The organism is Lacrimispora sp. BS-2, assembly GCF_040207125.1.
In the GTDB taxonomy this organism is placed as follows: domain Bacteria; phylum Bacillota; class Clostridia; order Lachnospirales; family Lachnospiraceae; genus Lacrimispora.
This window is the reverse complement of sequence record NZ_CP157940.1, coordinates 2806872-2831603: the sequence shown is the minus strand read 5'-3', so window position 1 is coordinate 2831603 and position 24732 is coordinate 2806872. Positions and strand designations below refer to the sequence as shown.

Annotated in this window: 21 protein-coding genes and 2 pseudogenes; 15 read left to right on the top strand and 8 right to left on the bottom strand. The window is 35.4% G+C overall.

The features are described 5' to 3' along the window. Window positions 1–8: 8 nt before the first annotated feature. A complete protein-coding gene (locus tag ABFV83_RS13360) occupies window positions 9–785 on the top strand; it encodes a threonine/serine exporter family protein (RefSeq protein WP_349944491.1) in 777 nt (258 codons plus the stop codon). Beyond that, entirely contained in the window at window positions 779–1198 is a 420-nt protein-coding gene (locus tag ABFV83_RS13355; RefSeq protein WP_349944489.1) for a threonine/serine exporter family protein, read from the top strand. The genes ABFV83_RS13360 and ABFV83_RS13355 overlap by 7 nt, the downstream gene beginning before the upstream one ends. On the opposite strand, the gene ABFV83_RS13350 is transcribed toward ABFV83_RS13355, so the two are convergent. Continuing rightward, on the bottom strand, window positions 1161–2126 hold the full coding sequence (locus tag ABFV83_RS13350; protein WP_349944488.1) for a DUF5688 family protein: 966 nt from the start codon (window positions 2124–2126) through the stop codon (window positions 1161–1163). The genes ABFV83_RS13355 and ABFV83_RS13350 overlap by 38 nt on opposite strands. Before the next feature lie 209 nt (window positions 2127–2335). Between ABFV83_RS13350 and ABFV83_RS13345 the strand changes: the two genes are divergently transcribed. Beyond that, window positions 2336–2584 carry a hypothetical protein gene (locus ABFV83_RS13345; RefSeq protein WP_349944487.1) on the top strand — a complete coding sequence of 83 codons (249 nt, stop codon included), beginning with the start codon at window positions 2336–2338 and terminating at the stop codon, window positions 2582–2584. A 338-nt stretch (window positions 2585–2922) separates the two neighbouring features. After that, window positions 2923–3165 carry a hypothetical protein gene (locus ABFV83_RS13340; RefSeq protein ID WP_349944486.1) on the top strand — a complete coding sequence of 81 codons (243 nt, stop codon included), beginning with the start codon at window positions 2923–2925 and terminating at the stop codon, window positions 3163–3165. Window positions 3166–3884: 719 nt separating this feature from the next. Here ABFV83_RS13340 and ABFV83_RS13335 read toward each other — a convergent pair. Together ABFV83_RS13335 and ABFV83_RS13330 are read right to left on the bottom strand one after the other, a co-directional pair. Further along, window positions 3885–4880 carry a spore photoproduct lyase family protein gene (locus ABFV83_RS13335; protein ID WP_349944485.1) on the bottom strand — a complete coding sequence of 332 codons (996 nt, stop codon included), beginning with the start codon at window positions 4878–4880 and terminating at the stop codon, window positions 3885–3887. Window positions 4881–5483: 603 nt separating this feature from the next. Then, window positions 5484–6089 (bottom strand): hypothetical protein, encoded by a 606-nt coding sequence (locus tag ABFV83_RS13330; RefSeq protein ID WP_349944483.1) that lies wholly within the window; start codon window positions 6087–6089, stop codon window positions 5484–5486. 354 nt (window positions 6090–6443) lie between these two features. Here ABFV83_RS13330 and ABFV83_RS13325 point away from each other — a divergent pair, with 354 nt between their 5' ends. The 8 genes and pseudogenes from ABFV83_RS13325 to ABFV83_RS13290 all read left to right on the top strand — a co-directional run. Beyond that, window positions 6444–6572, top strand: a complete 129-nt coding sequence (locus tag ABFV83_RS13325) for a hypothetical protein (protein WP_349944482.1) — start codon at window positions 6444–6446, stop codon at window positions 6570–6572. Window positions 6573–7552: 980 nt separating this feature from the next. Then, a complete protein-coding gene (locus ABFV83_RS13320) occupies window positions 7553–8404 on the top strand; it encodes a hypothetical protein (RefSeq protein ID WP_349944480.1) in 852 nt (283 codons plus the stop codon). Between the two features lie 294 nt (window positions 8405–8698). Then, complete coding sequence (locus ABFV83_RS13315; protein WP_349944479.1) at window positions 8699–9778, top strand: hypothetical protein; 1080 nt, start codon at window positions 8699–8701, stop codon at window positions 9776–9778. Window positions 9779–10249: 471 nt separating this feature from the next. Next, a pseudogene (locus tag ABFV83_RS13310) lies at window positions 10250–10891 on the top strand (transposase); the annotation flags it as partial. Window positions 10892–11020: 129 nt separating this feature from the next. Beyond that, complete coding sequence (gene istA / locus ABFV83_RS13305) at window positions 11021–12517, top strand: IS21 family transposase (protein WP_349944477.1); 1497 nt, start codon at window positions 11021–11023, stop codon at window positions 12515–12517. Then, on the top strand, window positions 12510–13337 hold the full coding sequence (gene istB, locus ABFV83_RS13300; RefSeq protein WP_349944476.1) for an IS21-like element helper ATPase IstB: 828 nt from the start codon (window positions 12510–12512) through the stop codon (window positions 13335–13337). The genes istA and istB overlap by 8 nt, the downstream gene beginning before the upstream one ends. Then, window positions 13288–13530 (top strand): hypothetical protein, encoded by a 243-nt coding sequence (locus ABFV83_RS13295; RefSeq protein ID WP_349944474.1) that lies wholly within the window; start codon window positions 13288–13290, stop codon window positions 13528–13530. The genes istB and ABFV83_RS13295 overlap by 50 nt, the downstream gene beginning before the upstream one ends. 109 nt (window positions 13531–13639) lie before the next feature. Then, a pseudogene (locus ABFV83_RS13290) lies at window positions 13640–14200 on the top strand (transposase); the annotation flags it as partial. Between the two features lie 555 nt (window positions 14201–14755). Here the strand turns inward: ABFV83_RS13290 and ABFV83_RS13285 are convergent. The 3 genes from ABFV83_RS13285 to ABFV83_RS13275 are packed head-to-tail and all read right to left on the bottom strand — an operon-like array spanning window position 14756 to window position 17345. Continuing rightward, entirely contained in the window at window positions 14756–15748 is a 993-nt protein-coding gene (locus tag ABFV83_RS13285; RefSeq protein WP_349944473.1) for an ATP-binding cassette domain-containing protein, read from the bottom strand. Between the two features lie 9 nt (window positions 15749–15757). Then, the gene (locus ABFV83_RS13280) at window positions 15758–16552 is read right to left on the bottom strand and encodes an ABC-2 family transporter protein (RefSeq protein ID WP_349944471.1); all 795 of its coding nucleotides are present in this window, start codon (window positions 16550–16552) and stop codon (window positions 15758–15760) included. A gap of 1 nt (window position 16553) precedes the next feature. Continuing rightward, window positions 16554–17345, bottom strand: coding sequence for an ABC-2 family transporter protein (locus tag ABFV83_RS13275; protein WP_349944470.1), 792 nt, complete (start codon window positions 17343–17345; stop codon window positions 16554–16556). Window positions 17346–17867: 522 nt separating this feature from the next. Between ABFV83_RS13275 and ABFV83_RS13270 the strand changes: the two genes are divergently transcribed. The 3 genes from ABFV83_RS13270 (at window position 17868) to ABFV83_RS13260 (ending at window position 21953) form a co-directional block, all read left to right on the top strand. Then, a complete protein-coding gene (locus ABFV83_RS13270; protein ID WP_349944468.1) occupies window positions 17868–19001 on the top strand; it encodes a glycosyltransferase in 1134 nt (377 codons plus the stop codon). A gap of 18 nt (window positions 19002–19019) precedes the next feature. Then, on the top strand, window positions 19020–20054 hold the full coding sequence (locus tag ABFV83_RS13265; RefSeq protein ID WP_349944467.1) for a hypothetical protein: 1035 nt from the start codon (window positions 19020–19022) through the stop codon (window positions 20052–20054). Window positions 20055–20120: 66 nt separating this feature from the next. Beyond that, window positions 20121–21953 (top strand): glycosyltransferase, encoded by a 1833-nt coding sequence (locus tag ABFV83_RS13260; RefSeq protein ID WP_349944465.1) that lies wholly within the window; start codon window positions 20121–20123, stop codon window positions 21951–21953. A gap of 1337 nt (window positions 21954–23290) precedes the next feature. On the opposite strand, the gene ABFV83_RS13255 is transcribed toward ABFV83_RS13260, so the two are convergent. Together ABFV83_RS13255 and ABFV83_RS13250 are read right to left on the bottom strand one after the other, a co-directional pair. Beyond that, window positions 23291–24331: a transposase gene (locus ABFV83_RS13255; RefSeq protein WP_349944464.1), complete on the bottom strand. Its 1041-nt coding sequence runs from the start codon at window positions 24329–24331 to the stop codon at window positions 23291–23293. 57 nt (window positions 24332–24388) lie between these two features. Next, the gene (locus ABFV83_RS13250; protein ID WP_349944462.1) at window positions 24389–24658 is read right to left on the bottom strand and encodes a transposase; all 270 of its coding nucleotides are present in this window, start codon (window positions 24656–24658) and stop codon (window positions 24389–24391) included. Window positions 24659–24732: the final 74 nt, after the last annotated feature.

Below are 24732 nucleotides of genomic sequence, written 5' to 3'. Positions count from 1 at the left end.
ATAAGCCTATGAATGATAAGCTGCTTGTGGAAACTGCGGTTCTGGCTGGTGAGATTATGCTGGTGAGCGGAGCGGAAATTTACCGGGTGGAGAATACCATTGACCACATTTTACGAAAGGCGGGCAGGGATTCTGCGGAAGCCATTGTTTTTTCTACAGGGATCTTTGCGTCCCTTAACGATCCTGCCATTGAGGCGATAACCGTAGCCAGAAGGGTTACTATAAGATCCACTAACTTAAACAGGGTATATCTGGTCAATGACGTTTCCAGAATGCTGTGTGAGGACCGCATGACCGTGGAGGAAGCTTATGGCAGGCTGAAGGAGATTCAGAATTCGGTTCAGTACGGCAGGAGACTAAAGGATGTCGGAGTTATGGGTGTGGCAGTATTTTTTACTCTCCTTTTAGGTGGAGGAGCAAAGGATTGCCTGGCGGCGGCTGTGACCGGTTTTTCCTTAGCAGCAGCCATGGAGGTTTCCGTAAGGATCAGGCTCAATGACTTCTGCGCCAACGGAGTCTGCGCGTTCTTAATTGCAATTACCACCCTTTTTATGGAACGGTGGTTCATGCCTGGAATCAAAAGTGACATTATCATCATCGGTGCAATCATGCCTCTGGTTCCCGGTGTTATATTTACAACGGCCATTAGGGATACCTTAAATGGGGACTATGCATCGGGAACAGCCAGGATCATGGAGGCGGTAGTGATCGCTCTTGCAGTGGCAGCAGGGGTGGGAGCAGGTATGGGCTTATTTCAGTGGCTGACAGGAGGGCTTTCATGGTAGTACAGACGATTGGGGCTTTTCTGGCTGTAATCAGCTTTTCTCTGGTTTTGGAGCTTCCAAAGAAGCATGTGGTTTTAGCGGGAGGAATCGGCGCGGCCAGTTGGCTTGTCTATCTTTTGGTGCATGCCGCAGCCGGGTCTGTCATTGCTGCGGCCTTTTTATCCAGTCTGCTGGTGGCTTTATCCAGCCACATCTTTGCGCGGATTTTTAAAGCTCCGGTCACGGTGTTTCTGGTGGCAGGAATCCTGCCGTCGGTTCCAGGAGCGTCCATTTACCGGAGCGTATCATATGTGATTGCAAATAACCCGCAGCTTTCCAGCCATTATCTGGTGGAAACGCTTCAGATTTCGGGTGCCATAGCAATGGCTATTTTTATCATGGATTCTTTGTTCCGACTGGGGCAGAAGAAGTGAATGCAATGGTCAGCTTATGGCTGCTTCTGGAATAGAAATAGATGTGATTGGACAGACGGTCTTCTTCCGGTACTTCTTCCTGGTTAATGGAGAAAACGGTTTCTGCTAATTCGTCAAAAGAAATAGTTTCATTATATGGAATGATGAGGACTTCGTGAATGCTGGATGGCAGTATGATCAAATCGCTGCCGCTGCATGATGCGAAGTCTTTTAATATGCCTTCATAAAGCAGGCAGCCGGCCCCGCTTATTCCAGAGGAATTGGACAACACGTACATGGAAGGAGACAGGGGAGAAGCATCAAAGAGCTCTTCTATGGCATCTTCGTTTATTTCGTGCTCGGTCGACCTTTCTATAATATCTTTTATGGCTTCGGGAAGAGAACGGATGCGGGCGGGAAAAAGACGGGGAGTATTTGATTTGGCAGCCAGGTATATGTCTTCTTCAGACCGGTTCCAGGCTTTTAGATGGCGGTTGTGGATGAGGGCGGTAATGAGACTGTCTTCGTCTTTTTGAAAGGAAATGTAGAATATAATGGAAAGCTCCAGCTCCGGATAGGTAATATGCGGGACTTCTTTTAGCAGTTCCCGGTTGGCTGGCTCATTGATAAGGCGGAAGATAACTTTTTCCATGATCTGTTCCTGTGACAGGAATTCTTCAATGGGAAGGGCATCCGGCAGAGGGCAGTTTTGGTAAAGAACCATGATGTCATCCAGGATGGCATTAAAAGGTCTGCCCTTTTGGTATGACTCATAGAAATGGTTTAAATAGATGGTGGGGGCTGCCCGTTCGTCCGCTTTCCCAATGCAAAGCCCATGAAGGATAAGCCCGTTGTTCTTGGTGATGGGTTGGATCAATAAGGTGAATTCCGGCCCCAGCTTTTCTTTCATGGATTGTTTGACAGTTTCCAGAAATGTTTCGTATACCATATGTATACCTCCTTAGTTTTATTTATGTAAACTGCTTGTTGCAGAATTACAGTAATAATAGAAATGACGGTAAAAGATAATATTATTTTTTCCACTGAACAGGGTCATTTTAAGTAACTGAAAAGCAAGTCTTGTGCTGAAACTGGAAATTATTACCAGTACCTATGCTATTAAAGTTATATTATAGTTTAGCACAAGGAGGATGCACTATGACACAACATGAAACTTCTATATGTGAGAATTTGCTATACGAGGCTATCAGAATAGCAGAACAGTCAAGAAAAGAATTTGAAATTGTAAGGCAATATTTTAAAAGTGATGATATGTACAGATGTGAAAGGAATCAGAGAAAATCAGACAGGCATTGGGGATGCGCAGAAGGTATCTTTAAGGCATTAAAAGAGCTGGGATTTGAGCATAGAGATATGAAGAGACTTCAGGAGCTGATAAATTGGTAATTGGACAACTGTGGCGATTACGCTTTCAAATAAATACAGTAAGAGACAGAAAAATGGTTGGAAACGTAAAATCAACGATTAGACATAGGCAATAATCAATCTGACCCATTATTGCCCCATTAACATATTTGACATCTGAATAAGTCCATATGCTTGTAGAAATAGGAGTATGTGGGCTTATTTTAGTGTCTTAAACTGTAAACGCAAACAGTTTCCCCATACCTAGCTTCAAATGTCAATACGACGATTCCAGCGCGTTCTAGAGGCATTGTAAAGGTGTATCTTGAAACAAGGGTTTCATTTGATGTAAAAAACGGAAAAGGAAGGAACAAAGAATTATGGCAAAGAGAGTAAGTGATATGAATGAATTGGCTGCTGCTTTAAAACCTACTATGTTAGGTATGGTTGATGTGATGACAGAAAGAGTCGATCAGACATTGAATTATTTTCTACAAGAGTATTACAATGATTATAATCCAAAATACTACCGAAGGCAATATGATTTTTTGCGTTCATCAGTTAAGGTCGAGCCAAGCAATGGATCAATAATGAGTTTATGTAAATGTTGGATATGTACATGACTGCTCGTTCATGTGCGATAGGCTGCATGGAGGGTAGTGACAACGGAGATATGGATTTTCAACTTTCGGACAATGAATGGACAGAGTTATTTGACAGACTAGAAATTGATCCAGAAGATTTTATTAATTAATGTAATATTAAGAAAGTACCAGACAGAGAGGAATCTTTAGGAGGTGCTTTTCTTTTTGTCCTGTTGCTGTAATAAAAATATTGATGGTGCCATAACTTAAGAGAGTTTATTATGGGCGATTTAGAGTGAATAAGTGACGATTTTGAATTGTCAGATGATTTGCAAAGCCTTGTAAATGCTATGAAGCCACGAACTCATTGCCGAACTAATATTTGCATAAATCGATAATTATATATACAATTAAAATATAATATAATATTGAAAAAATGCTTAGGTTATAAGGATTTGTTGAGGCTTTAGGAAGAATAATTAATAGTGAATAAAAATGTATGATATTGAAGGAAAATTCATTATTGAGTTCGAATGTTATTATAAAACAAAGAATGGATATGAATATAATAATTATGTATATATATGCAAATGCTTATAATCCTATATAGGCGAGTTGAGCATGGTAACAATAGATTTAAGACCACGAATAATTCGGAGTCTACAACACAAGAACAACTCGCCTCACAAATAGGTATATCTGTTGATACTCTTCACATTATAATATAATTTCTGAAGAAAGAACAGCCGGGTGTTTTTTTAAACTACATATAAAATCGTCATCCCTCTTAGCTTTTCTTCGATTTGCTGTCTTAAAAACTGTTCCCCGCTGCTTCTTAAATCATCACGGTAGCAGTATTTTCCCCTTCCCCGCCCGGTCATGAGTTCTTTGTCATAAAGGCGTTCTGCCTGAGGAAATGCCTCTGTGTTGATTGCGTTTTGAACATAGCTGTAGGTCATGAAAATGATTTCAATGGGTGCCTGTTCCCTTACCTTTTTGGAAAGCCGGTCTGAGAGCGTATCAATCAGTTGAGAATACAGATCTTTCCAGTCTTCGGTCATAATGATGGGAGCAATCAAAAGTCCTACCCGGTATCCGGCGTCACACATACTGTTTAAGGCGGTAATTCTGGCATCTAAGCCGGAGGTACCCGGTTCAAACCGGGTGATGATGGGCTGGGGATTGACACTCATCCGCATGATGACACGGCCACCGTGGCAGATGCCAAGAAGGGGTTCTACCTTATTGAATTTCGTTGGGAAGGTGAGAAATCCATAGTTGCTCTTACTGAAATTTTCAATTGTCCATGCCAGATTTCCGGTTATGGTATTTTCAAGAACAAGATCACTGTTGCTTCCTATCTCATAGGTATAATTTTTTTCAGAGCGGGCCCCGTGGTCCATGATTTTTTTCAGCATCTGCTCCCGGTTTACAAACAAACGCAAATAAGCGCATTTGTTGTAGTTACACACCAGATAGCAGTAGTGGCACATGGCGGTGCAGCCGGACGAGGTATAAGGTACAAGAAAATCCGATACTTTATGATTGGGAACGTAGTTGTGGGTTTTGCGGACTCCTATGATGAGATGGTGCTTCATGGCCGGAAAATCACTGTTTGGGCGGGTTCGCAGCTCGTCTATTTTATTGTGGCTCTTAATAGGAATCCATGGAATTGTGCTGTATTTTTCCTTTAGACACTTACCCAACTCATATTCAAGGGATTCTGGTTCGTAATAAATCTTATCTGGAAACATGGGATACCTCCAATTAAGAGTAGTATGTGCTAAAAATAAAGAGATAAACACTTAAAACGGCAAAAATTTTAATAAATTTGAGGGGTATAAACATGGTGGTACAAGATGCCAAGACGGCGCCTTGAATATGACACTTGATGAAATCGCAAAAGAATTAAATACTTCCAAACGAATTACCTGTTGCCACAATGGATATACACGTTATTATTTGACCCGTAATGGTATTAGAGACTTGTTTTGGTATGAAATTAAAATGGATTTATGGACGTTTAAATGTGTTGAATGGAGTGCCATTTTGTTATCTGTAGTTTAAATGGTAAGGTACTGATACACCCAAGAAACTAATACCCGAAACTTCAATCAAATAATTTCAGTCACCAATAATAGAATAAAAGAGCACCGGATAGTCCGATGCTCAATAGTGTTAGCAATTATTTTTTCTGAATAATTATTAAAATGATAGAAGTTACATTAAATGATAAAGTAAAAAGACACACTGTAGTATTATAGTTAACTAAAAATGGTGCCGACATCATAAGTCTTGTTGCTATATAACTAAGAGGTACTGAAAATAATGATAAAAGTATAGGCGGTAAGTATTTTTTAATATCCATTAGCACCACCAGAAGCATAATATTCTATATACTTTGTAACATCGTAATTATGATATAAGCCATCATTTTTTAGGATCGATACAATGAAGGAGGTATTTACAGCAACAGTACGTTTGCTGTCTAAATAACTATACTCCCAATATACATCATCAACACCAGTAGAGTCATTATGTGGCTTAACTAAGAAATCATGCACATCTGTAAAATGTTTTACTCCTCCACTAGAAGATGTATCATAACGAAGGATTAACCCAATCTTATGGTTACTATCGAACCTGTATGTATAGTTTGTAGATCCATAAGACCTTGGTGCAATTAAAGGATTTTCTAAAAATGATTCATTATTTGAAGACACAGCTCTAGATTTAGCTGCCTCCCACATTTTATTGGCACGTGCATTACCTTCCTCGATCTCCTGTACTAGCGCTTCAAACTCATCTTGGGAATCTACTTCTAATACTATTCCTTCTGGCTCAGCAGTGATTGAACGTTCTCCATAGTTTGATACTTCTTTGGCGAAAGCTACATTTATAAGTGATAAAGATAATATTACAGATAAAAAAATCGTGCTAATTTTATGCATTTTTTTGTGCATTGTTCTCCTCCTTTTTTAAATTGTTGCTAACACTAATGCTATTATATCATATTTACTTAAGTTAACAGAAAAATTATATCGCATTATTGTACAAGAAACGACAAAGTCTTACAATTTATCTGTATTATGATTTTCACTTTATGTTATTACATCAGGTTCACCATACCCAGTTGTCACGGTCACCTTGGTAGATTCATATAGGAAGAAAAGGGTATTAAAAGCTTTACTGCCTATGATATTTCAGATTTGTACGAGAAATACCGTCATGCTTCCATTTATGCTATAATCTTACAAACAATTGTTAGTTCAGGCTATTATTAAATATATTTATGCAATGTTGAAGGAGTGGTTTGATTGACTCAAGAAGAAATCTTAAAGTATGCCGTTGAAAGTGGCATGCTTGATTTAAATGAAATTTCAGAAAAGGCTAATATTGGGTTAATACAAAAAGTCAAAGAAACAATTAAAGGAAAGATTAAGTAAAAACCTAGAAAAAGGTATTGATGGACTAGACGGAGGATTGGAATGCCAAACAGAGTGCCACATTGTAAGGAATGTGATAGATGTCAATTTATAGAGCTGTTTTATAAGGATTATTATTGTTGTGAGGAATATGAAGTTTCAACGATATTTAAAAGATTAGGAGTAGACAGTCCACCTAAGACAAGTCCTAGGTGGTGTCCTAAGAGACAAGTGGGCAAAACACCGCGGTGATTGAACCGTATTGCAATGGTAATTCCTAACTGGTGGGAAGTAAAAGAAAGCCAGTATCAGGATTCAAGAGTAAATCTATTTAACGAACACGATTTTGTGGTGGTTGATTCTATGCTGCCCACGATTTCGTCGTGACGTCAAATTCTAACGTGGTAATTTCATCACTATGTTGCCATAAGTCAATTCAGCACACCTATTCCCTTTGATGAAGAATGAAAGTAAAGATAGAATATAAACGATTTATAAGGCTTCCCAGAATTGGGAACGTCCTATTTGCTATGCCCTGAATTGGCTGAACTAATCGAAAGTATATAATACTGTCTATAGTCCTGAAACTTGTGTATTTGTTCCTCACAGTATTAATACACTGGTTCTAAATAATACAGCAAAAAGAGGAGATTATCCAGTAGGAGTAAGTAAAGATGGTAGAAAATATAGAAGTTCTCTAAACGTTGACGGGAATAATATTAAGCTACACTATTGGGATACCCCAGAAGAAGCCTTTGCTGAATATAAGAGACACAAAGAAGCATTGATATTAGTGATTGCTGATAAGTATAAAGGTAAAATACCGGAAAAGGTATATGAGTCATTGATTAATTGGAAGATTGATATTGATGATTAAGTGAGATAGGGTGTATTGGATAGAAATATCTGATATACCCTATTTTTTTTATTTGGAAGATGTGGTATGATTTTATTAAAAGTATCAAGATTATACTTTTATAATTTAAATATTGAGGTATATTATGGAAAAGATTCTATATGCTATTATAATTCCTTTAATCTTATTTATTTTATCAAAACATGTTGAATCGCTATTTATAACAAAATCGTATCCTAAATTAAAGATTGAATCGGTAGATGGCTTATTTTATTTTTATTGGTTTATCGTTTGGTTTTTTATAAATTTATTACTTGTTGTTGTTACATTAGTACTAAATGGAAGATTTAAAATCATTACTGATGAAGATGTTTTTAAGTTTCATATTATTATGAATTGGTACATTACAACTACATTATGTATTTCTTTTAAGAGTATGAGAGATAAAATTATACATAGAAAATATGTAATAATGAAGATTGTAGCTTATATTTTTATAATTCTTCCGCCAATATTAATAAACACACTGTTTCATTATAAAGTTTCTGGTCCCACATTGTCTTTTATAATGTTAATAATGTTTATTGGTGGACTATGGTTTTTTAAAGAAAGATATGATATTTATACATGCAATTTTATTAATATTACATTAAATGATGGAACTAAGATTAATGACATTAAATGTAGTGATATAGAAACAAATAGTAAATGGTTAATTATTAAAGAGAAAACAAATAAATCTTACTTGGATTTAAAAACTGTAACAAGAATAGATTGTTTTGGAGAATATATTAGGGTAGATCACGAGACTATTTTTTCTAATCTTAATCCCATTCTTTCTGAAGCATGGAAACGTATAGAACAAACACGGAAGCGATTTGACAAAATCTTTGGTGTCAGAACATGGAAAAAAAATCGTAAACTAAGAGAAGTACATGAAATCCCTTCAGTTGAATCGGAAGAAATTCTAGATAGTGCTTCAGATTTAGAAGGATAGGATAATATGGGAATTATGGCAAACATTCTTTATATTCATTATTAATGGTGTACGTTTAAATTTGCAATGAAATTGTAGGTTATGATAACTTGGTCGGCTTAATAGCGGTTCTTAGGAAATTCTAATATGTACGTTTGATTTTGGAGAATAGTTGAGGGATTAGTTCATCTCGTATGCCTTTTTTCGGGTGGCGTGATATGATTAATAATAATTTCCTGAAAAGTTCACTTAATGTAAATAAGGTGAAAGTATTGACTTTGGCTGTTGACAGTAGGCTTTATGAGAGGGATATATATGGACGAGAACGAAATAATTGAATATATGAAAAAAGGGGATACAGGAAATCCATTTAAATATTTTAACTTTGATCAAAAGCTGACATGCTATGATTTTTATGAAGATTTTGCTCGACAGTTAGTTGGATATTTACAACCTGAGTGCAATCCTTATAATTATAAGAAAGTTAAAGAATTTAATTTTAAATATTGTTGGAATATAAATGTAAATGCATCAAGTATTGAAAATGAATACGACGATTCTATTACATTAAATGAAGGTGCAGTTATTAAAATTTATAGTTTTTTTTATAAACTTATAAATAGCGTTTCATTGTTTCAATTGGATGTAGAGATACCGCCTTATATTTTAATCGAAATAAATTCGTCTTTTCATAAAAAAGCGCACAGTCCTTTCTATGAGAAATTTGTATTATCAGATAATTCCATTTTAAATAATTTAGCTGAATATTTATCTATGTTTTCAATAAAATATCTAATAGCACACGAAGTTGGTCATGCATTTGGTGGTCATTCAATTTATTATAATCATATACCTAGAATGATAAAAGAAAGTACTGGTTCGCAACTATATCAATGTTACTTGGATCTACAAACTATGGAGACGGATGCGGATACTTTTGCCTCCACTAGGATAATGGAAGAAGCTTTTCTATTTTATAAATCCGATAAAAATAAATTACATTTAGCAAATAAAGTAGATATTTTAAAAATGCCGATTTATGCAATTCACTGTTTGCATTATATCTTTAGAGATTATCGAACATGGAAAGATTTTAATAAGGAACATCCTCCGGCTTTTGTTAGGGAATCAATGTCTCTTGGAGCAGCTAAAGCAACATTAGATAATCACTCAATACTATTTAGTGATGAATTTTATATAGGAGATATTGCTAAATTAGACGATTGTATTTGTACCGCATATAAGACTTCAAATGATAGATTTCAGGAATACGTGAAGACATTTGGTAAAGAAGCAGGAAAATGGGCACAAATGCTAAGTGAAAATTATAAAAACAGGGTGTCTTACAAAATAAAATCAGAAAGTAGGTTGCCTGTGGAGGGGCTGGACTATTAAATCTTTATATTCTAGTTCGGAAAGGTCAAATTATTAACGTATTGTGTGGGAACATCAGATACCCCCTTTTCGAGAAACAGGAATCGTTCCTAAAATGTTTACTACCCCCCCATACCCTTGCACCTGCTGCCATCACACACTCATACACGCATAAATTAACCTCAATTTGCCATTGTTTAGCCTTGGCCTAACAACTTCTCCACCTTGCCACATACAAGCCGTAAATGGCTCATAAAACTCTTTAAAAGGCAATAGAAATACACCATAGAATACATAATAAAAGGCTAGGAGTATGATGCTCCTGGCCTATTTTTTTACCTGTTTTATATTGTTCTACCTTTCCCAATAATAACCGCTGGATAAAGTATAATTAATTTCGCAAATTCAATTAAATAAAAAATGGACATGTTCCATAGCCACTTGGTAAAATAAAGTCACCACAACCAAATCTCACAAAGGAGGCTATAGAACATATCCGATAACATTATACAATTAAATCAGGAACTTATCCATAACGAATTGAAAGATTTAGTACGTAACAGCGTTGAGGAAACCCTTAACGCCTTGCTGGATCATGAGGCTGATGAACTCGTTAATGCTGAAAAATACGAGCGTTCCGGTGAACGTAAAGGATATCGTTCCGGGCATTACAACAGGAACTTTCAAACCACAGCTGGTGAGGTCAAATTGAAGATGCCAAAGTTAAAGGGTGTACCGTTTGAAACTGCCATTATTGAGCGCTATCGCCGTAGAGAATGCTCTGTTGAAGAAGCTCTCATTGAAATGTATCTCGCAGGTGTTTCAGTTCGCCGTGTTGAAGATATTACCGAGGCATTATGGGGAACCAAAGTTTCACCAGGAACAATAAGCAATCTAAATAAAAAAGCGTATGAACACATTGAAACATGGAGAAGCCGCAAGCTTACCGGTTCTTATCCATATGTGTTTGTAGATGGTGTTTATTTAAAGCGCAGCTGGGGCGGTGAAATACAAAACGTCTCTATCCTTGTTGCCATTGGGGTCAACGAAGATGGATGTCGTGAAATTATTGGCGCAGCCGAAGGCATGAAAGAAGACCGTGAAAGCTGGAGAACATTCTTTGTGTGGTTAAAAGTGTGAATGGCATAATAAAAATACCCACTTTTGGCGGAGAAAATTCCCCACTTTGTTATGCCTAACATAAAGATACAGTTATACTGAAAGCGTAACAAATGAATCTCCCCATAAGGAGGAAAATTTATTATGCTGGAGGTAGACATGAAAACTACAATTATGACTCTGTATCAGAAAGGATATAACAAAACCCAGATTGGGAAGATGCTTGGCGTTGACAGAAAAACCGTACGCAAAGTGCTCAGGGAAGAAACGCAGGGAAAGGAGCTGCTACAGGAAACACAGGAGGGAACCTGGCCATCCATGCTGGATGAATACCGGGAATACATAGAAATCCAGTTATCCAAGGAATTGTCCATTACCCGCATCCACCAGGATCTGCAAAAAGAGTTCGGAGTTGCCTGCGGTTATACCACCCTGCGTGATTATGTGAAAAAAATAAGGAAATCCCAGCCTCACGCCTACATGGTGCTGCATTCCCTGCCAGGCGAAGAGGCACAGGTGGATTTCGGCTATATCGGAACTTTGAAAGTAAATGGAACACCCCGTAAAGCATGGATATTTGTCATGTCTTTGAGCTACTCCCGATACATGTACGTCGCTGTTACTCTGGATCAGAGCGTGCAGACCTTCATCCGGTGCCACACAGAAGCATTCCGGTACTTTGGCGGAGTTCCCCAGACCGTAAAGATTGACAACTTAAAGGCTGCTATCGTAGAAGCAGACTTTTATGAGCCGACTGTGCAGCGTACCTATGCCGCTTTTGCCGGTCACTATGGTTTCCTGCCCAATCCCTGCCGGGTATACACACCAACCGATAAAGGGAAAGTAGAATCGAACGTGAAATACGTAAAAGAAAACTGCTTTAAGGGACGGGATTTTAAAGAGCTTGAGCACGCAAAGCTGTTTCTCCTGTCATGGCTGAAAGAAACGGCAAACCGCCGGATACACGGGACAACCGGCCGAAAACCGGAGACCGTATATCTTGAGACAGAAAAAGCATATTTAAAGCCGCTCCCTGCACAGGATTTTCTCTTTTCAAAATCCGGGACAGCAACCGTAAGGACAGACTGCCATATCGTTCATGGCGGCAATTATTATTCTGTGCCTTACACTTATATCGGAATGGATGTGGATGTCATCGAAGTGAATCATTTACTGAAGATCTACCATGCCGGAAAAGAGATCGCCCTCCACAGCCTGTGCGAAAATGCAAAGGGCGAACATGTGACGGATAAGAAGCATTACCCATCTACCAAAACAATAACACAGGAGGAGCTTTTGTCAAGCTACCGCGAAAAAATGGCGGAGGTGGGGTCAGGCGCACTGGCATTTTTGGAAGCATTTAAGGATACAGATATGTACCAGTGCCATCATTACCGGAGCATTTCCGGTATCCTGGCACTCCGGAAAAAATATGGGGAGGATGCTATAGACAAAGCCTGTAAAAGGGCATGCCATTATGGGAACATTACCTACCGGGCAGTAAAAAGGATCTGCGAAAGCGGTCTGTATAATCTTCCGCTGGAAGATGCACAGGAATCGTCTATGGAGGGAAGAAGCAAAATCAGAAATCTGTCTGATTACCGGCAAATGACAGGACTGGGGGTGATCAGTCATGAATGATTCATTACAGGAAAAGATTAAAAAGCTCCATCTTGCCGGAATTCTCCAAACGGCGGATATGCGGGCAGAACAGGCAGCAAAGGAGCAGATGTCCTATATCGAATTTCTTGAACTGCTTATAAACGATGAAAACCTTAACCGCTCAAGAAACAGACGCAACGATCTAATGAAGCGTTCACGTATGCCCCAGCACAAAACGATGGAAGAATTCAACTTTTCATGGCAGCCCTGCCTAAATCGTCAGGTCATCTATTCCCTTGGAACCTGCGAGTTTATCAGGAAAAAAGAAAATATAGCTTTTATCGGACTTCCCGGAACCGGAAAGACCCATCTCTCCATCGCGCTTGGCATCAAAGCCATTGAGCAGGGGTATACGGTGCTGTTCACCACACTTTCGGAAATGATGGAGGATTTATACATCTCCCGTGCGGACAACTCTTTCCGTCAGAAACTGAAGAAATACATTTCACCGGATTTGCTGGTGATTGATGAGTTTGGTCTCAAGAAGCTGGGTCAGACAAATGTGGACGACCTTTATGAAGTGATCTCTAAAAGATACGAGGTAACCTCTACCATCATCACTTCCAATAAGCAGTTTGATGAATGGGGGAGTATTCTTTTTGATCCGGTGCTGGCAACAGCTATCCTTGACCGTTTTGTGCATCACTGCAGCTTTATTGCCATAGAAGGTGAAAGCTACCGGATGAAAGAAAGGGAGCGGATCAGTGCTGTGAAACGGCGGGGCAGACCGAAAAAAGAGAGCGCAGAAAATGGAACAAATGAACGAATGGGCAAAATGGAAGATAGCGGGGATTTATGAGATGCAGGAAAACAGACTGACACGAAATGAAGCAATAGAAGCGGCAGATATACTGAGAGATATGCTTGATGATGAGCAAAGAAAAACCGAGCTGCTCAAACAGCGTAATAAAGAACTGGAATTATTACTTATGAAGAATGATATCGCAATTCCTGATTATGAATTATGGCATGACGCTTTGAAGATGGTGTAAAGAAGCAGGGAGAAACTGGGAAAGGCATCAATAGCGGTGCTTTTCCCAGGATAAATAAAGTGGGGAATTTTCTCCGCCATTTTTGGGACTTTTTTATTGACAATCACAGTTAAAAGAACGTGGTCTGGCTGGAGTACGCTTAATTATCGGTGATAAATGCTTTGGGATGCTCGAATCCATTCCAGAAGTATTTCCTAATGCAAAGTATCAAAGATGTACGGTTCATTTCTATCGGAATATATTCTCAGCCACTCCTCGTAACAAGATGAAAGAAGTCTCTATGCTGCTGAAGGCTATCCATGCTCAAGAATGCAAAACATCTGCAAATGAAAAGGCTAAACAAGTAGCAGATAAACTTCGCGAGATGAAATTAACGTCTGCAGCTAAAAAGGTTGAAGATGGAATTGAGGAAACCCTAACATACATGGATTTTCCCAGCCAACATTGGACTAGAATCCGCACCAATAACACTATTGAACGGTTGAATCGGGAAATTAAACGAAGAACCCGTGCAATTGGCGCTTTCCCTGATGGGCAGAGTGCTTTAATGCTTGTATGTGCCAGACTACGACACGTAGCCGGAACCCAATGGGGTACAAAGCGCTACATGAATATGGAGCATCTGAAAGAATTGGATCTCCAGAATGAATCTGATATCATAGCCGGCTGACTACCGGCTACCTACCGGCTAAAATGCAATTTGCGAAAAAATCTTGACACTAGGGAAAATATTTGAGTTGTACTTGTAAAACGTGCAATCAATTTAAAGGGCATATATTACCTGATGACCTTTATTTTATTATTTCTATAATGATTTGCTACGGTAAACTGATGCTAAAAGAAAAATATTGATGCTGGAAAACAGAGAATGTTGTTTATATACGATAAGTAATGTGGTAGAAGAAGGTAAATATATTGAAGTATACAAAGAAAGTTCGATTTCATGTAATAAATGATAAAATACAAAGTGCAACTTAATAATCCGGAGGGATAAAATGAGTAAACATACTATTGAGCATCCAAAATTATTATGAAGAACATTAAAGACTTGTAAAAGGGCTGTATGGAATAGAAAACGTGAACAGAGCTTGGCGAGACCAGCTTGTCTTGATACTACTGCTACAGTTGGCGTGAAATTATGTCCAACTTGATTTTAAAAACGCGCCATAAATGAAATTCTATGGCACGTTTTGTAAAGAAAAGAATAGGGAACTATAGGTATGATTTATAGATTATCTCCTTTTACTATTTCCCGTATAATAGACTCAATATCCTGTCCATTGATGGATAAATCCTTGATTTCACACAATTGTGATATAGATCCTATTACTGACATTATATCAGTTAATCTGGTTTCGCATTCTAAAGTAATAGTATGATCTGTCTGGTGTAAAAGTTTTGTTCCATACAAGGGAAAGTCACTTTTTGATATCCATGGGTTATGATCTATTTCAAATTTCATTTGTTTTTTATTATCGAATTTTTTGCGTATAAAATCTATTTTTTCATCAACCACAATTTGGCCATGATTAATTAAGATGATGCGTTCACAAAGCGATTCTATATCCTGAAAGTCGTGTGACGTTACAAGAAAAGTAGTATTACGTTCAGCTTTTATTTTACCAATAAATTCACGTATTTTTATTTTTGATTCACTGTCTAGACCGATAGTAGGTTCATCTAAATAAATGATATCTGGATTATGTAAAAACGCGGCAGCAATATTACATCTCATTTTTTGTCCCAAGGAAAGCTGGCGTTCTGGAATACCTAAAAGTGCCCCTATGCCGATAACTTCTGAGAATAAGTCTAAGTTATCTTTAAAAGTTTTTTCGGGAATTTCATATAATTTTTGTAGAACGCGGAATGATTCTATAACAGGAATATCCCACCATAATACTGACCGATTTCCAAAAACTACTCCCATTTTTTTATTTATGACTTTTCTATTTTTAACTGGACTTAATCCGCTTATGCTAATATTTCCTGATGATGGGGTTAATACTCCTGATAGCATCTTGATTGTAGTTGATTTTCCGCTTCCATTGGGGCCTACATAACCTACTGATTCTCCAGTTTCAATAGAAAAACTAATATCATCAACAGCACGGATTACTTCATAATCTGGTTGAAACATGGAATGGAGTGTTTTTATTAAAGTTTCAGGATTCTTTTTTCTGCGATATTCTTTAACTAAATTCTCTACTAAGATTTGCATGATAACCTCCTACGTTCCTGTGCTGTTATATCCTTTTATTCCTCTTCTCCATAATGTAGATCCAATTATTGATACGAATGCTGCCACAACGGGAAGGAGAATATTAATTGGAATTGTTGTCTTATTTAAAAGGTATAAAGCCGGATAATAAGCCACGAATCCTAATGGAAGTAAGTATGTAAAAAAAACATTAATAAATTGAGGAAAAATATGAAGGGGGTATTTTGTAAATTCTCTGCATGTTTGAACAAGAATTGCAATATCATCCCCTTGAATTATCCAAAAATTTAAACAATTAAATATTGTATAGATTCCTGAGTTAATGATAGTTCCACAAATAACATATTCTATTACCATTAGTATTTCTCGTACTTGAAATTTTATGCCTATATGCAAAGATGCCCATATGAAAATAAAAAAATAAACAAGCATACTTAAAAGTGCCTGAAAATGGATCACTTGTCCTAGTAGCTGAATGAATGGAGAGGCCGGACGAATAAGAAATACATCCATGTCCCCTTTTTGTATTGCATGATCAATTGACCACACACAATCAAAAAAAGTCTGTCCAATTGCTTCAATGATAGCGGACATAGAAAATAGAAGGCATACTTCATAAAAACTCCAATTTCCAAGCCCTCCGACAAGGTATACTAATGTTGTAACTGCAATAAAACCCGATGCTTCTCTAATCAGCATAGAGATAATCCATATGATTGTATCTGCAGGATACTGTATCATTGTTAAAAGGCCAACTTTCATATAAGCCCCCCACAATATACTATAATACTTAAGTGTTTTCATATCAACCTCCTTGTACAACGACTTTTTTAATTACAGAATTATACAATATTACCGTTAATATTCCCAAGAGAAATGCCCATATCACTTGGAGACCAATGTATTTTAGCGACTGTATCAAATTATATTTTCCGAGATATATATTAATTGGGATAGAAACCATTCCGGCAAAAGGCAGATAATTTAAAAAGACAGATATTTTTTCTGGAAATAAAAATAGAGGGATCACGCCTCCGGATAAAATTGATAAAAGCGCATTTTTAGTTGAAGAGACTCCATACGAATTTAATGTGAATAGAGAGATTAAGCCAACCATAACTTCTATCCAAAATAATATACCAATTGAAATAATAATGCTTAAGAAAAATAATATAAATTTTATTGGATCAAGAGGAAGAACTCCATTTAGTATAAAAATACCTAATGCTCCAGCTGGTACACCTTTAAAAATTAAGAAAAATAAAAATTCTCCTATCCGCTTACTTAAAAGTGTAGTTATTAGATTTATAGGTCGTAATAATTCAATGATAATATTTCCCTTGTAGATCCATTCAGATAATTCTCGATTAATTCCTCCTGAAAACTGTGAAGACAAAATTCTTGATAGAATGACATATGTTGTCATCTCAGCCATTGTAAATCCTTTCAACTCATTTCTCGAGAGAAATACGGACTTCCATAGAAAGTAATAAATTAAAATAGATACAATTGTTCCAAAAAGATTAAACCAGAATGCTTTTATATATGCAAACTTGGTTATAAATGTTATACGTAATAAATAATAAATTTTTTTCATATTGCTCCATTCTAATTAAGTATTTTATAACTATAAGGAGGAAAGCAGAGAAATTATGTAATGAAATTTTTTTAATTATCTTTTTCTAATTAAACTTTAAAATATCTCATTTCAATATATTTTAAGCAAGAAAAGTAGACATACGACTCTGTTCAGCACTCCGTCTAAGCAGGCTCATAATATCATAATATTTTATAAAAAACAAGATAAAAAATAATAGATTGTGCATAATATCGAAACTAATTAGTAAATACAAAATAAACAAATATATTATAATATTATATAAAATGTTCAAATTATATATAATGAATAAAAAGGTAAAAATTGTAAGTAGTTGAAATATAAAGCGAGAATATAGATAAAGTTTGTTGTTTTATAAAAACATATTACGCTTAGGAAACAAAAAACGACGATAATTGCAAAAATTTTGTATTAAACAATAATTTGGTATACTAGTAATGGAAAATGTGAGAAGGAAAGCATATTTTTAGTATGAATTGACTAAATAGGAGGGTTAAATCAATGAAAATTAGTGTATGTATGATAGTAAAAGATGAAGAGGATTATATTAGAGAATGCCTGGATTCAGTATCAAAATTTGCATGGGAAATTATTGTAGTTGATACTGGTTCTATAGATAAAACGAAGGAAATAGCAGAAAGTTTTACAAATAAAATTTATAATTATCCATTTAAAGGTAACTTTGCTGAAGCTAGAAACTATTCATTAAGCCATGCCAAAGGAGATTGGATCTTAGTATTAGATGCAGATGAAAGAATTGATTACAAAAACTTTCAGATTATGCAACATGAGGTAGAAATGGCAGATGAACAAGTATGGGGGCTAAGGTTGCAAAAATATAATTTCTTTAAAAATGGGGGGTGGTATATAAGTAGTGCTTTACGCTTTTTCAAAAATGATAATGTAGTCTTCAACGGAAAAATTAATGAATCAGTAAGTGAAAGTATAAAAGCTCATGGAGGTAAAACGATAAATAGTAAAGCTTATATTAATCACGTTGGACATACAAAGTCTTTTGAAAGTCGTTGTAGGAAAAATGAACAGTATATATCAATTTTTAAACAGAGATTGATGGATCAAGAGGAAGACTGCGGATTATTAGGATACTTAGCAGTACTTTATAGGGCGCAGGGGGATTTTTCAACAGCTTTAAACTTATGCGATAAAGGAGATAAAATTATAAATGCAGATAAGTCTCTTTTATTTCAGTTATTTTCAGGACATATATATAAAGGTATTGGTCGGTTTGAAGAAGCTTTAAAAAGATACAAACAGGCAGAAGTGCTTGATCCGGAAGATACTACGATACTTAGTAATATAGGTGTAATTTTGTTATGTATGCAAAAATACAAAGAAGCAGTTACTTTTTTGGAAAGTGCCTCTCATAGATTTCCTCATGCTTATTATCTGATGGTCAATTTAGGGTTAGCATATCAATTTGATGAGCAATACGATAAGGCTTTAAAGTGCTTTGAAGAAGCGGAGAAAGGGAATCAATATTTTGCATATGAACATAAAGTGGCTAAATTGGAACAAGACTCTCTTTATGTATATTATTTAGAAACAATTCCGCATTATGCTGGATTAAGATATCATAAAGCATATTGTACTGTATTAGCAAATAATAAATTATAACGAAAAGGAAGTGCGATTATGACTGTAGACAAGGAATGGTGGAGGATAATACCAGTATCGATTAATAATGCATATGGTGATCCACTTACAGATATTCAGATTATGGACACCTATGATAAAATAAACAAGCTTTATGAGAATAATATGAGAATGAGTTTATGCACCAAAGCAGTACCATCAAAAGAAGTATATGAAATTCTGAAAACATTGCCTTCTGATTTGAAAAAAATGATGTTTTTTCAATATTCATTAACTGCTTTGGATGAAGGAGGATATAGTTTTAAGGAGAGAGAGGAAGCTATATATCGGTTATATGAGATTTTAGGGCAGGTTACTTTAATGATTCGTCCGGTAATCCCTGGAAAAAATGATAATATTGAGGATATGACAAAAATTATTCAGGTTGCTTCCAAGACGGGGAGACAGGTTATTTTGGGTGGAATCCATGATGAAAATAAGCGGAAAGTACTAGACGAAAAGTTTTATGAAAAGGTAATTAATTTATGTCAGGAATATGGGGTGGAGTATTTTAATAAAACATCTTGTGCCGCTGCTAACCAATTTCAATGTGATTGCTGGATGCATGATTTGGGAACCCCAATTAACTTAGAAATACTGGATTTTTTAGAATATGACTATTACATAAAAAATGACAGGGTAGTTTTAAGACAAGCTACAACGGGTGATTTGAATTTCGTAAAAATAATTACTAAGTCAAAACCTTACACAGAAAGACTATTAAATAATTACAATATATTATCATTTAAGATAAACGACAATATACTTGAATGCACTTCTAGCTGGTTTTCTTGGAGTAATAATATATCATGCAAAATAGCATGTGATTATTGTATAATTAGAAAAATTGATTATTTGTTGGCTAATCGAAAAATCGGATGCTTTCCTGGTGAAATTAATAAAATTGAAACTAAACATAATAAACAAGTAAATGAGCAAAATTGTATAAAAAAAGAAAATATTAGTGAAATGATATCTTATGATAATTTAAGAAAGGTTCAGGAATGTAGAGCCCATGCGATACTTAATTTTTAATTTTAAATTATGAAAGTAATTTATAAGAAATGTGCTAATATAGCGCCTAGAGAAAAGAGGATTAAAATGAAAACCAGAAAAGCAATAGGGGCGATCATATTATGTGGTAATAAGTATTTATTAGTAAATAAGATAAAAAACTCTAATGTTAAAGATACTTTACCTGAAAACGGGATCTGGGATTTTGTAAAAGGTGGTATTGAAGAATCTGAGAGTTTAAATGAGGCATTATATAGAGAACTATATGAAGAACTTGGAAGTAATAATTTTAAAATCATAAGAAGATTAGCAAGTGATTTGTATTTCAAGTTCCCACCTCATGTTGCAGAAAAGAACGGAATTAAAGATCAGATAACATATTTCTTTTTAGTAGAATACTGTGGAAAAGAATGCGAGCTTCAAGTAGATGGAATTGAAATCGCTAAAGTGGCTTTTCTTGATGAATTTGAAGTTGCTGAAAAATTATCCCATGTAGAATCAAAAGTATTTTTTACAGATTATCTTTATTTAAATCAACTTTTTTTAGAAGAGAAAATTAATGCTTTTTCAGGTGATATTTATATATTAGGAAATGAAAAAAAAATATTAGAGGTTTCTAGAGAAATCAATAATGTAGGAATAAAGAGTAAAGTATTGGATCTAGGTAAAAAAAATAGCATTTGTTTAGAGAAAGACTTAATTGTAATTTGTCATAATAAATATAAAGAGTTTGAAGAGCTTAAAGATTATATTGGAAGTTATAATGAGCAATGGGAAAATATATGTATTTCTTATTTTGAGTTTTATCAATTATTAGTTTCAAATTTAAAGTTAAACATGAATGCTGTTAATCATTATATTCCACAAGATAATAAAGTGTTAATAACATTACAATTTGGTTTTGTTATGGGGGGGTTAGAATCCTGGGCGGCTAATTTATATCACTCTTCCTTTTGCAATAATAAAGAAACATTATTTGTAAATATAAAATATCCATTTTTACAATTTGATTATGTCGGCCCTGATTTTTATAAGATTCCGCCAACAAGTGTTTTAAATTTAGATTCAGGCACTGGATTTATTAATAATGTAAAGGAACTGGTTAGGATTTTACTAAAGGAAAGGCCAAAATTCATTATAGATAATGGAAGTATTGAAATGTTAGCAGCATTACAGGTTTTAGACAAAAATTATGATATTAAAGTGATCCATGTTGTACATTCGGATAGTGAGTTTATGTATATACAAAGCATATGGTATCAAAAATATATTGATATTTTCTGGTGTGTTAGTAAAGAGATTTATTCTGAGTTGATGACACGTCTGCCTGAAAGATGTAATGATATAAAAATCAAAAATCAATATCCAATTCCTCAAGAAGATTCTTTAAAAAAGGAAGATATCCAGAATAAAGTTCACATTGCATATGCAGGCAGATTGGATAAAACAGTAAAAAGAAGTGATTTACTAATTGATCTATTAAAAAATATGGAATCTAAGCAAATAAAATATCAATTGCATATTGCTGGTACAGGAGAATGTTATAAAGAGATAGAAGAATTTGTAATAGAATCGAAATTAACTGATAAAGTAATTTTTTATGGACAGATATCTTATGAAGATATGAAGTGTTTTTGGAAAGAAAAACATGTATTTGTTAATTTCTCTATAAAAGAAGGAACCTCACTATCTATGCTAGAAGCAATGGCAAACGGAGTTGTTCCTATTGTTACAAAGACAAGCGGAGTTGAAGAATTAGTTAAAGACAATAAAAATGGTTTTATTGTACGATCAGTAAAAGACAGTTCTGATATTATACATAAGTTAGTCTCCAATAGAAATGATTTTGAAAAATTAAGCAAATCTTGTTTTGATACCATTACAATGAAACGTGAAAAGGCTGAGGAATTTCCTATATAATAAAATGGCGCCTAGTAAAATTGCTCTGATTCGTAAATGATTACCTTTTACGCTGATTTCGGTACGAATATGTTCCCATAAGACGTTCGTACCATAGTGGATTACTTACTGGATTTTGCTGACAGCAGGAGATACTACGGACTACTAATAATTGAGCTTTACCATTGCTCATTGTAACATTGATATAGAATAAAAGCTATAAGCCCTTATTTATATTGGGTTTATAGCTTTTTTTATTACCTAGTATTGTGTGATTCCGCTGCCATCATATCAGAATATATACTAATTTTAGCATTTTTCGAGAAAAGCCTGTATTTATGGGTTTATAGAGATTTTAGACATTAAAGTTATTAAATATTAATTAACAGTAAATTTGTTTTAATTTGTAAATATGATGTATTATTGAACATGGTTTCGAACGGAAAATAGTTAATAATTATAATTATCAGACAATAAGGAAAGTATATGATGTGTTAAAAGTACTTTATTTGTAAGGGTTTTACGCATTTTTGCGTAAAAGTCTATTGTTAGTTTTCTGACATTAATAATAGTAAATAGTACTACTTCTAGTTCGAAGCTGTTTTATAGTGAATGATATATATATTAATGTATTAGTTATATATTCTCGTGTAAAATTGCAAAACGAAAAATAAGCAGTTGCCTTAGAAAACCAGTGGCAGCAATCGGAGTCTAGGATGTTGGGGGTTCTGCCAAAAAAGTTGGATTGAGAATTAAGGAGCTGGAACGGTTGTATGGAATTGAACATGGCAACAATCAGTACTTAAACGGATACGAAAAAAATTCATATCCTAAAACACAAGAGAATTTGGCCTCCGATATGAATATGGATGTCCGCACTCTCCAAAACTATAAATTTCCTGTAGATATGAGCATGAAGCACTTATTAATTGTTACCAATCTAGTCGGAAAACACAATATTTAGGCGGGTGTATTAAAAATCTGATGGGTTAAAGAAAATAAAAGACATAGTGATAGGCAAATTTAATGATTTTCAAAATAGTAAACGAGATGAATTCTGCAAAATGGTTTTATCTGATACCTCAATGATAACAAGTGATAAGGTAAAAGATGATACATTCATCATGAATTTTTTAGAACTATAGACGTTATAAATCGCGTAAAGGAAAAGGGGCTGTAAAATAAGTCCCTCCTGAAATAGGATTCATATCAGCGTTCGCTGATATGAATCCTATTTCAAATTTTATATTGATTTCGCCCGGAAAAATAATTATGATATCTTTGTTTAAGCAAAAAATGCGTACTCAAAGTTACCCTTGGGAATCCAAGGGGATAAATGATTCCATCCCGCTGACTTTTTATGCAGCTGTCAGTAACCGGCTTTTTTTATTATGATACTTGTAAAGATTATAACCACATGAAATTAAAGTGAGCTCGAGATTTACGTTCTTTTCGCCTCGTCTATAGAGCCGTTTGTACGACTTATCCCACTTGATTACCCCAAAGGTTCCCTCTGCCTGAATGCTTCGATTCATTCGCAAAAGTGCTCCATGAATGGATTCCAGGTTACTGATCACTTCTTGGTGGATTGCTGTTAATTCCTGATTCATACATATGGTTCTGTTCCCGGATTTCTTTTTACAGCAGTCAGGTTTATATGGGCAGTCCTCACAGCCTTCACATTCGTATATTTCTTCTGTTCTTCCATACTTGTTTTTATATACTTGTTTATTGTATTTAAACCTAAATCTTTTTCCATTCGGGCAGATAAGAGCACCTGACTTAGCTCTTTTAAAGTTGACAGCCCGGTATGGATCATTGTGGTATTTCTTATCCGTGGTTTCTTTTTTAAACATGGTAAACTTCATGAACTTTTCCATGCCGTGTTCTTCGCAGTAAAGATAATTATTATACGAACCATATCCGGCATCTGCAACCGGATATTTGGGATAACGTCCATAGAGGCTGTTGAACTTTTCCATTAGCGGCACAAAGCATTCCATATCAGAGGCGTAGGGTTTTACATCAACTGCTGCTATGTACTCATCACATATCGCCGCCTGTAGATTGTAGGCCGGAAGGAGCTGGTCATTTCCCATATAGTCCCGTTTGATTCTCATGAAAGTAGCATCGTAGTCTGTCTTTGAATAGCTGTTTCTTTCATCTCCACATATTTCTATGTGCTTTGCATATGATTTCAGACGTTCCAGAAATCTTTGCATTTCCTGATATTGACGCTGTTCCATACTTTTTCTGTGTCCGGTCCCTGACACAAACTTTATCATATCCAGGCCGGTTGCTGTTTTATAGCTTTCAAGTAATTCCGTGACATAATCAATGGCATATTCATTTCGTTTTTCAAGTTTTACTCCCATATAATCTAAAACATTTGTATTCATCGAATCAATTAATGCCGATAGTTTTTCAAAAACTTTATTACGGTTACGAAGACATGATTATTTCCACACCCAGGTATAACGGTTTGCATTTGCTTCGATTTTTGTGCCATCAATATATGTATGCTCCAGATCCACATGATCCTTTTCAAAAATGTAGCTGTTGATGTCGATAAAAATCTGCTCAATCGAATCCGTTAATTCATTGCGAATCAGATTCCCAAACGTTGCAAAAGAAGGAGCCTTCATATCATCAATAAGATAGATATACCGTATATCGTTCCTGCAAAGTTTTTCTATTTCACGCAGAGAACGGATACCGTGCTCCATGAAGGCAAAGAGTATAACTTTAAGGAGTTTTTGTTCATCACATCTTGGACGACCTGTTTTGTATCCTTTCTCTA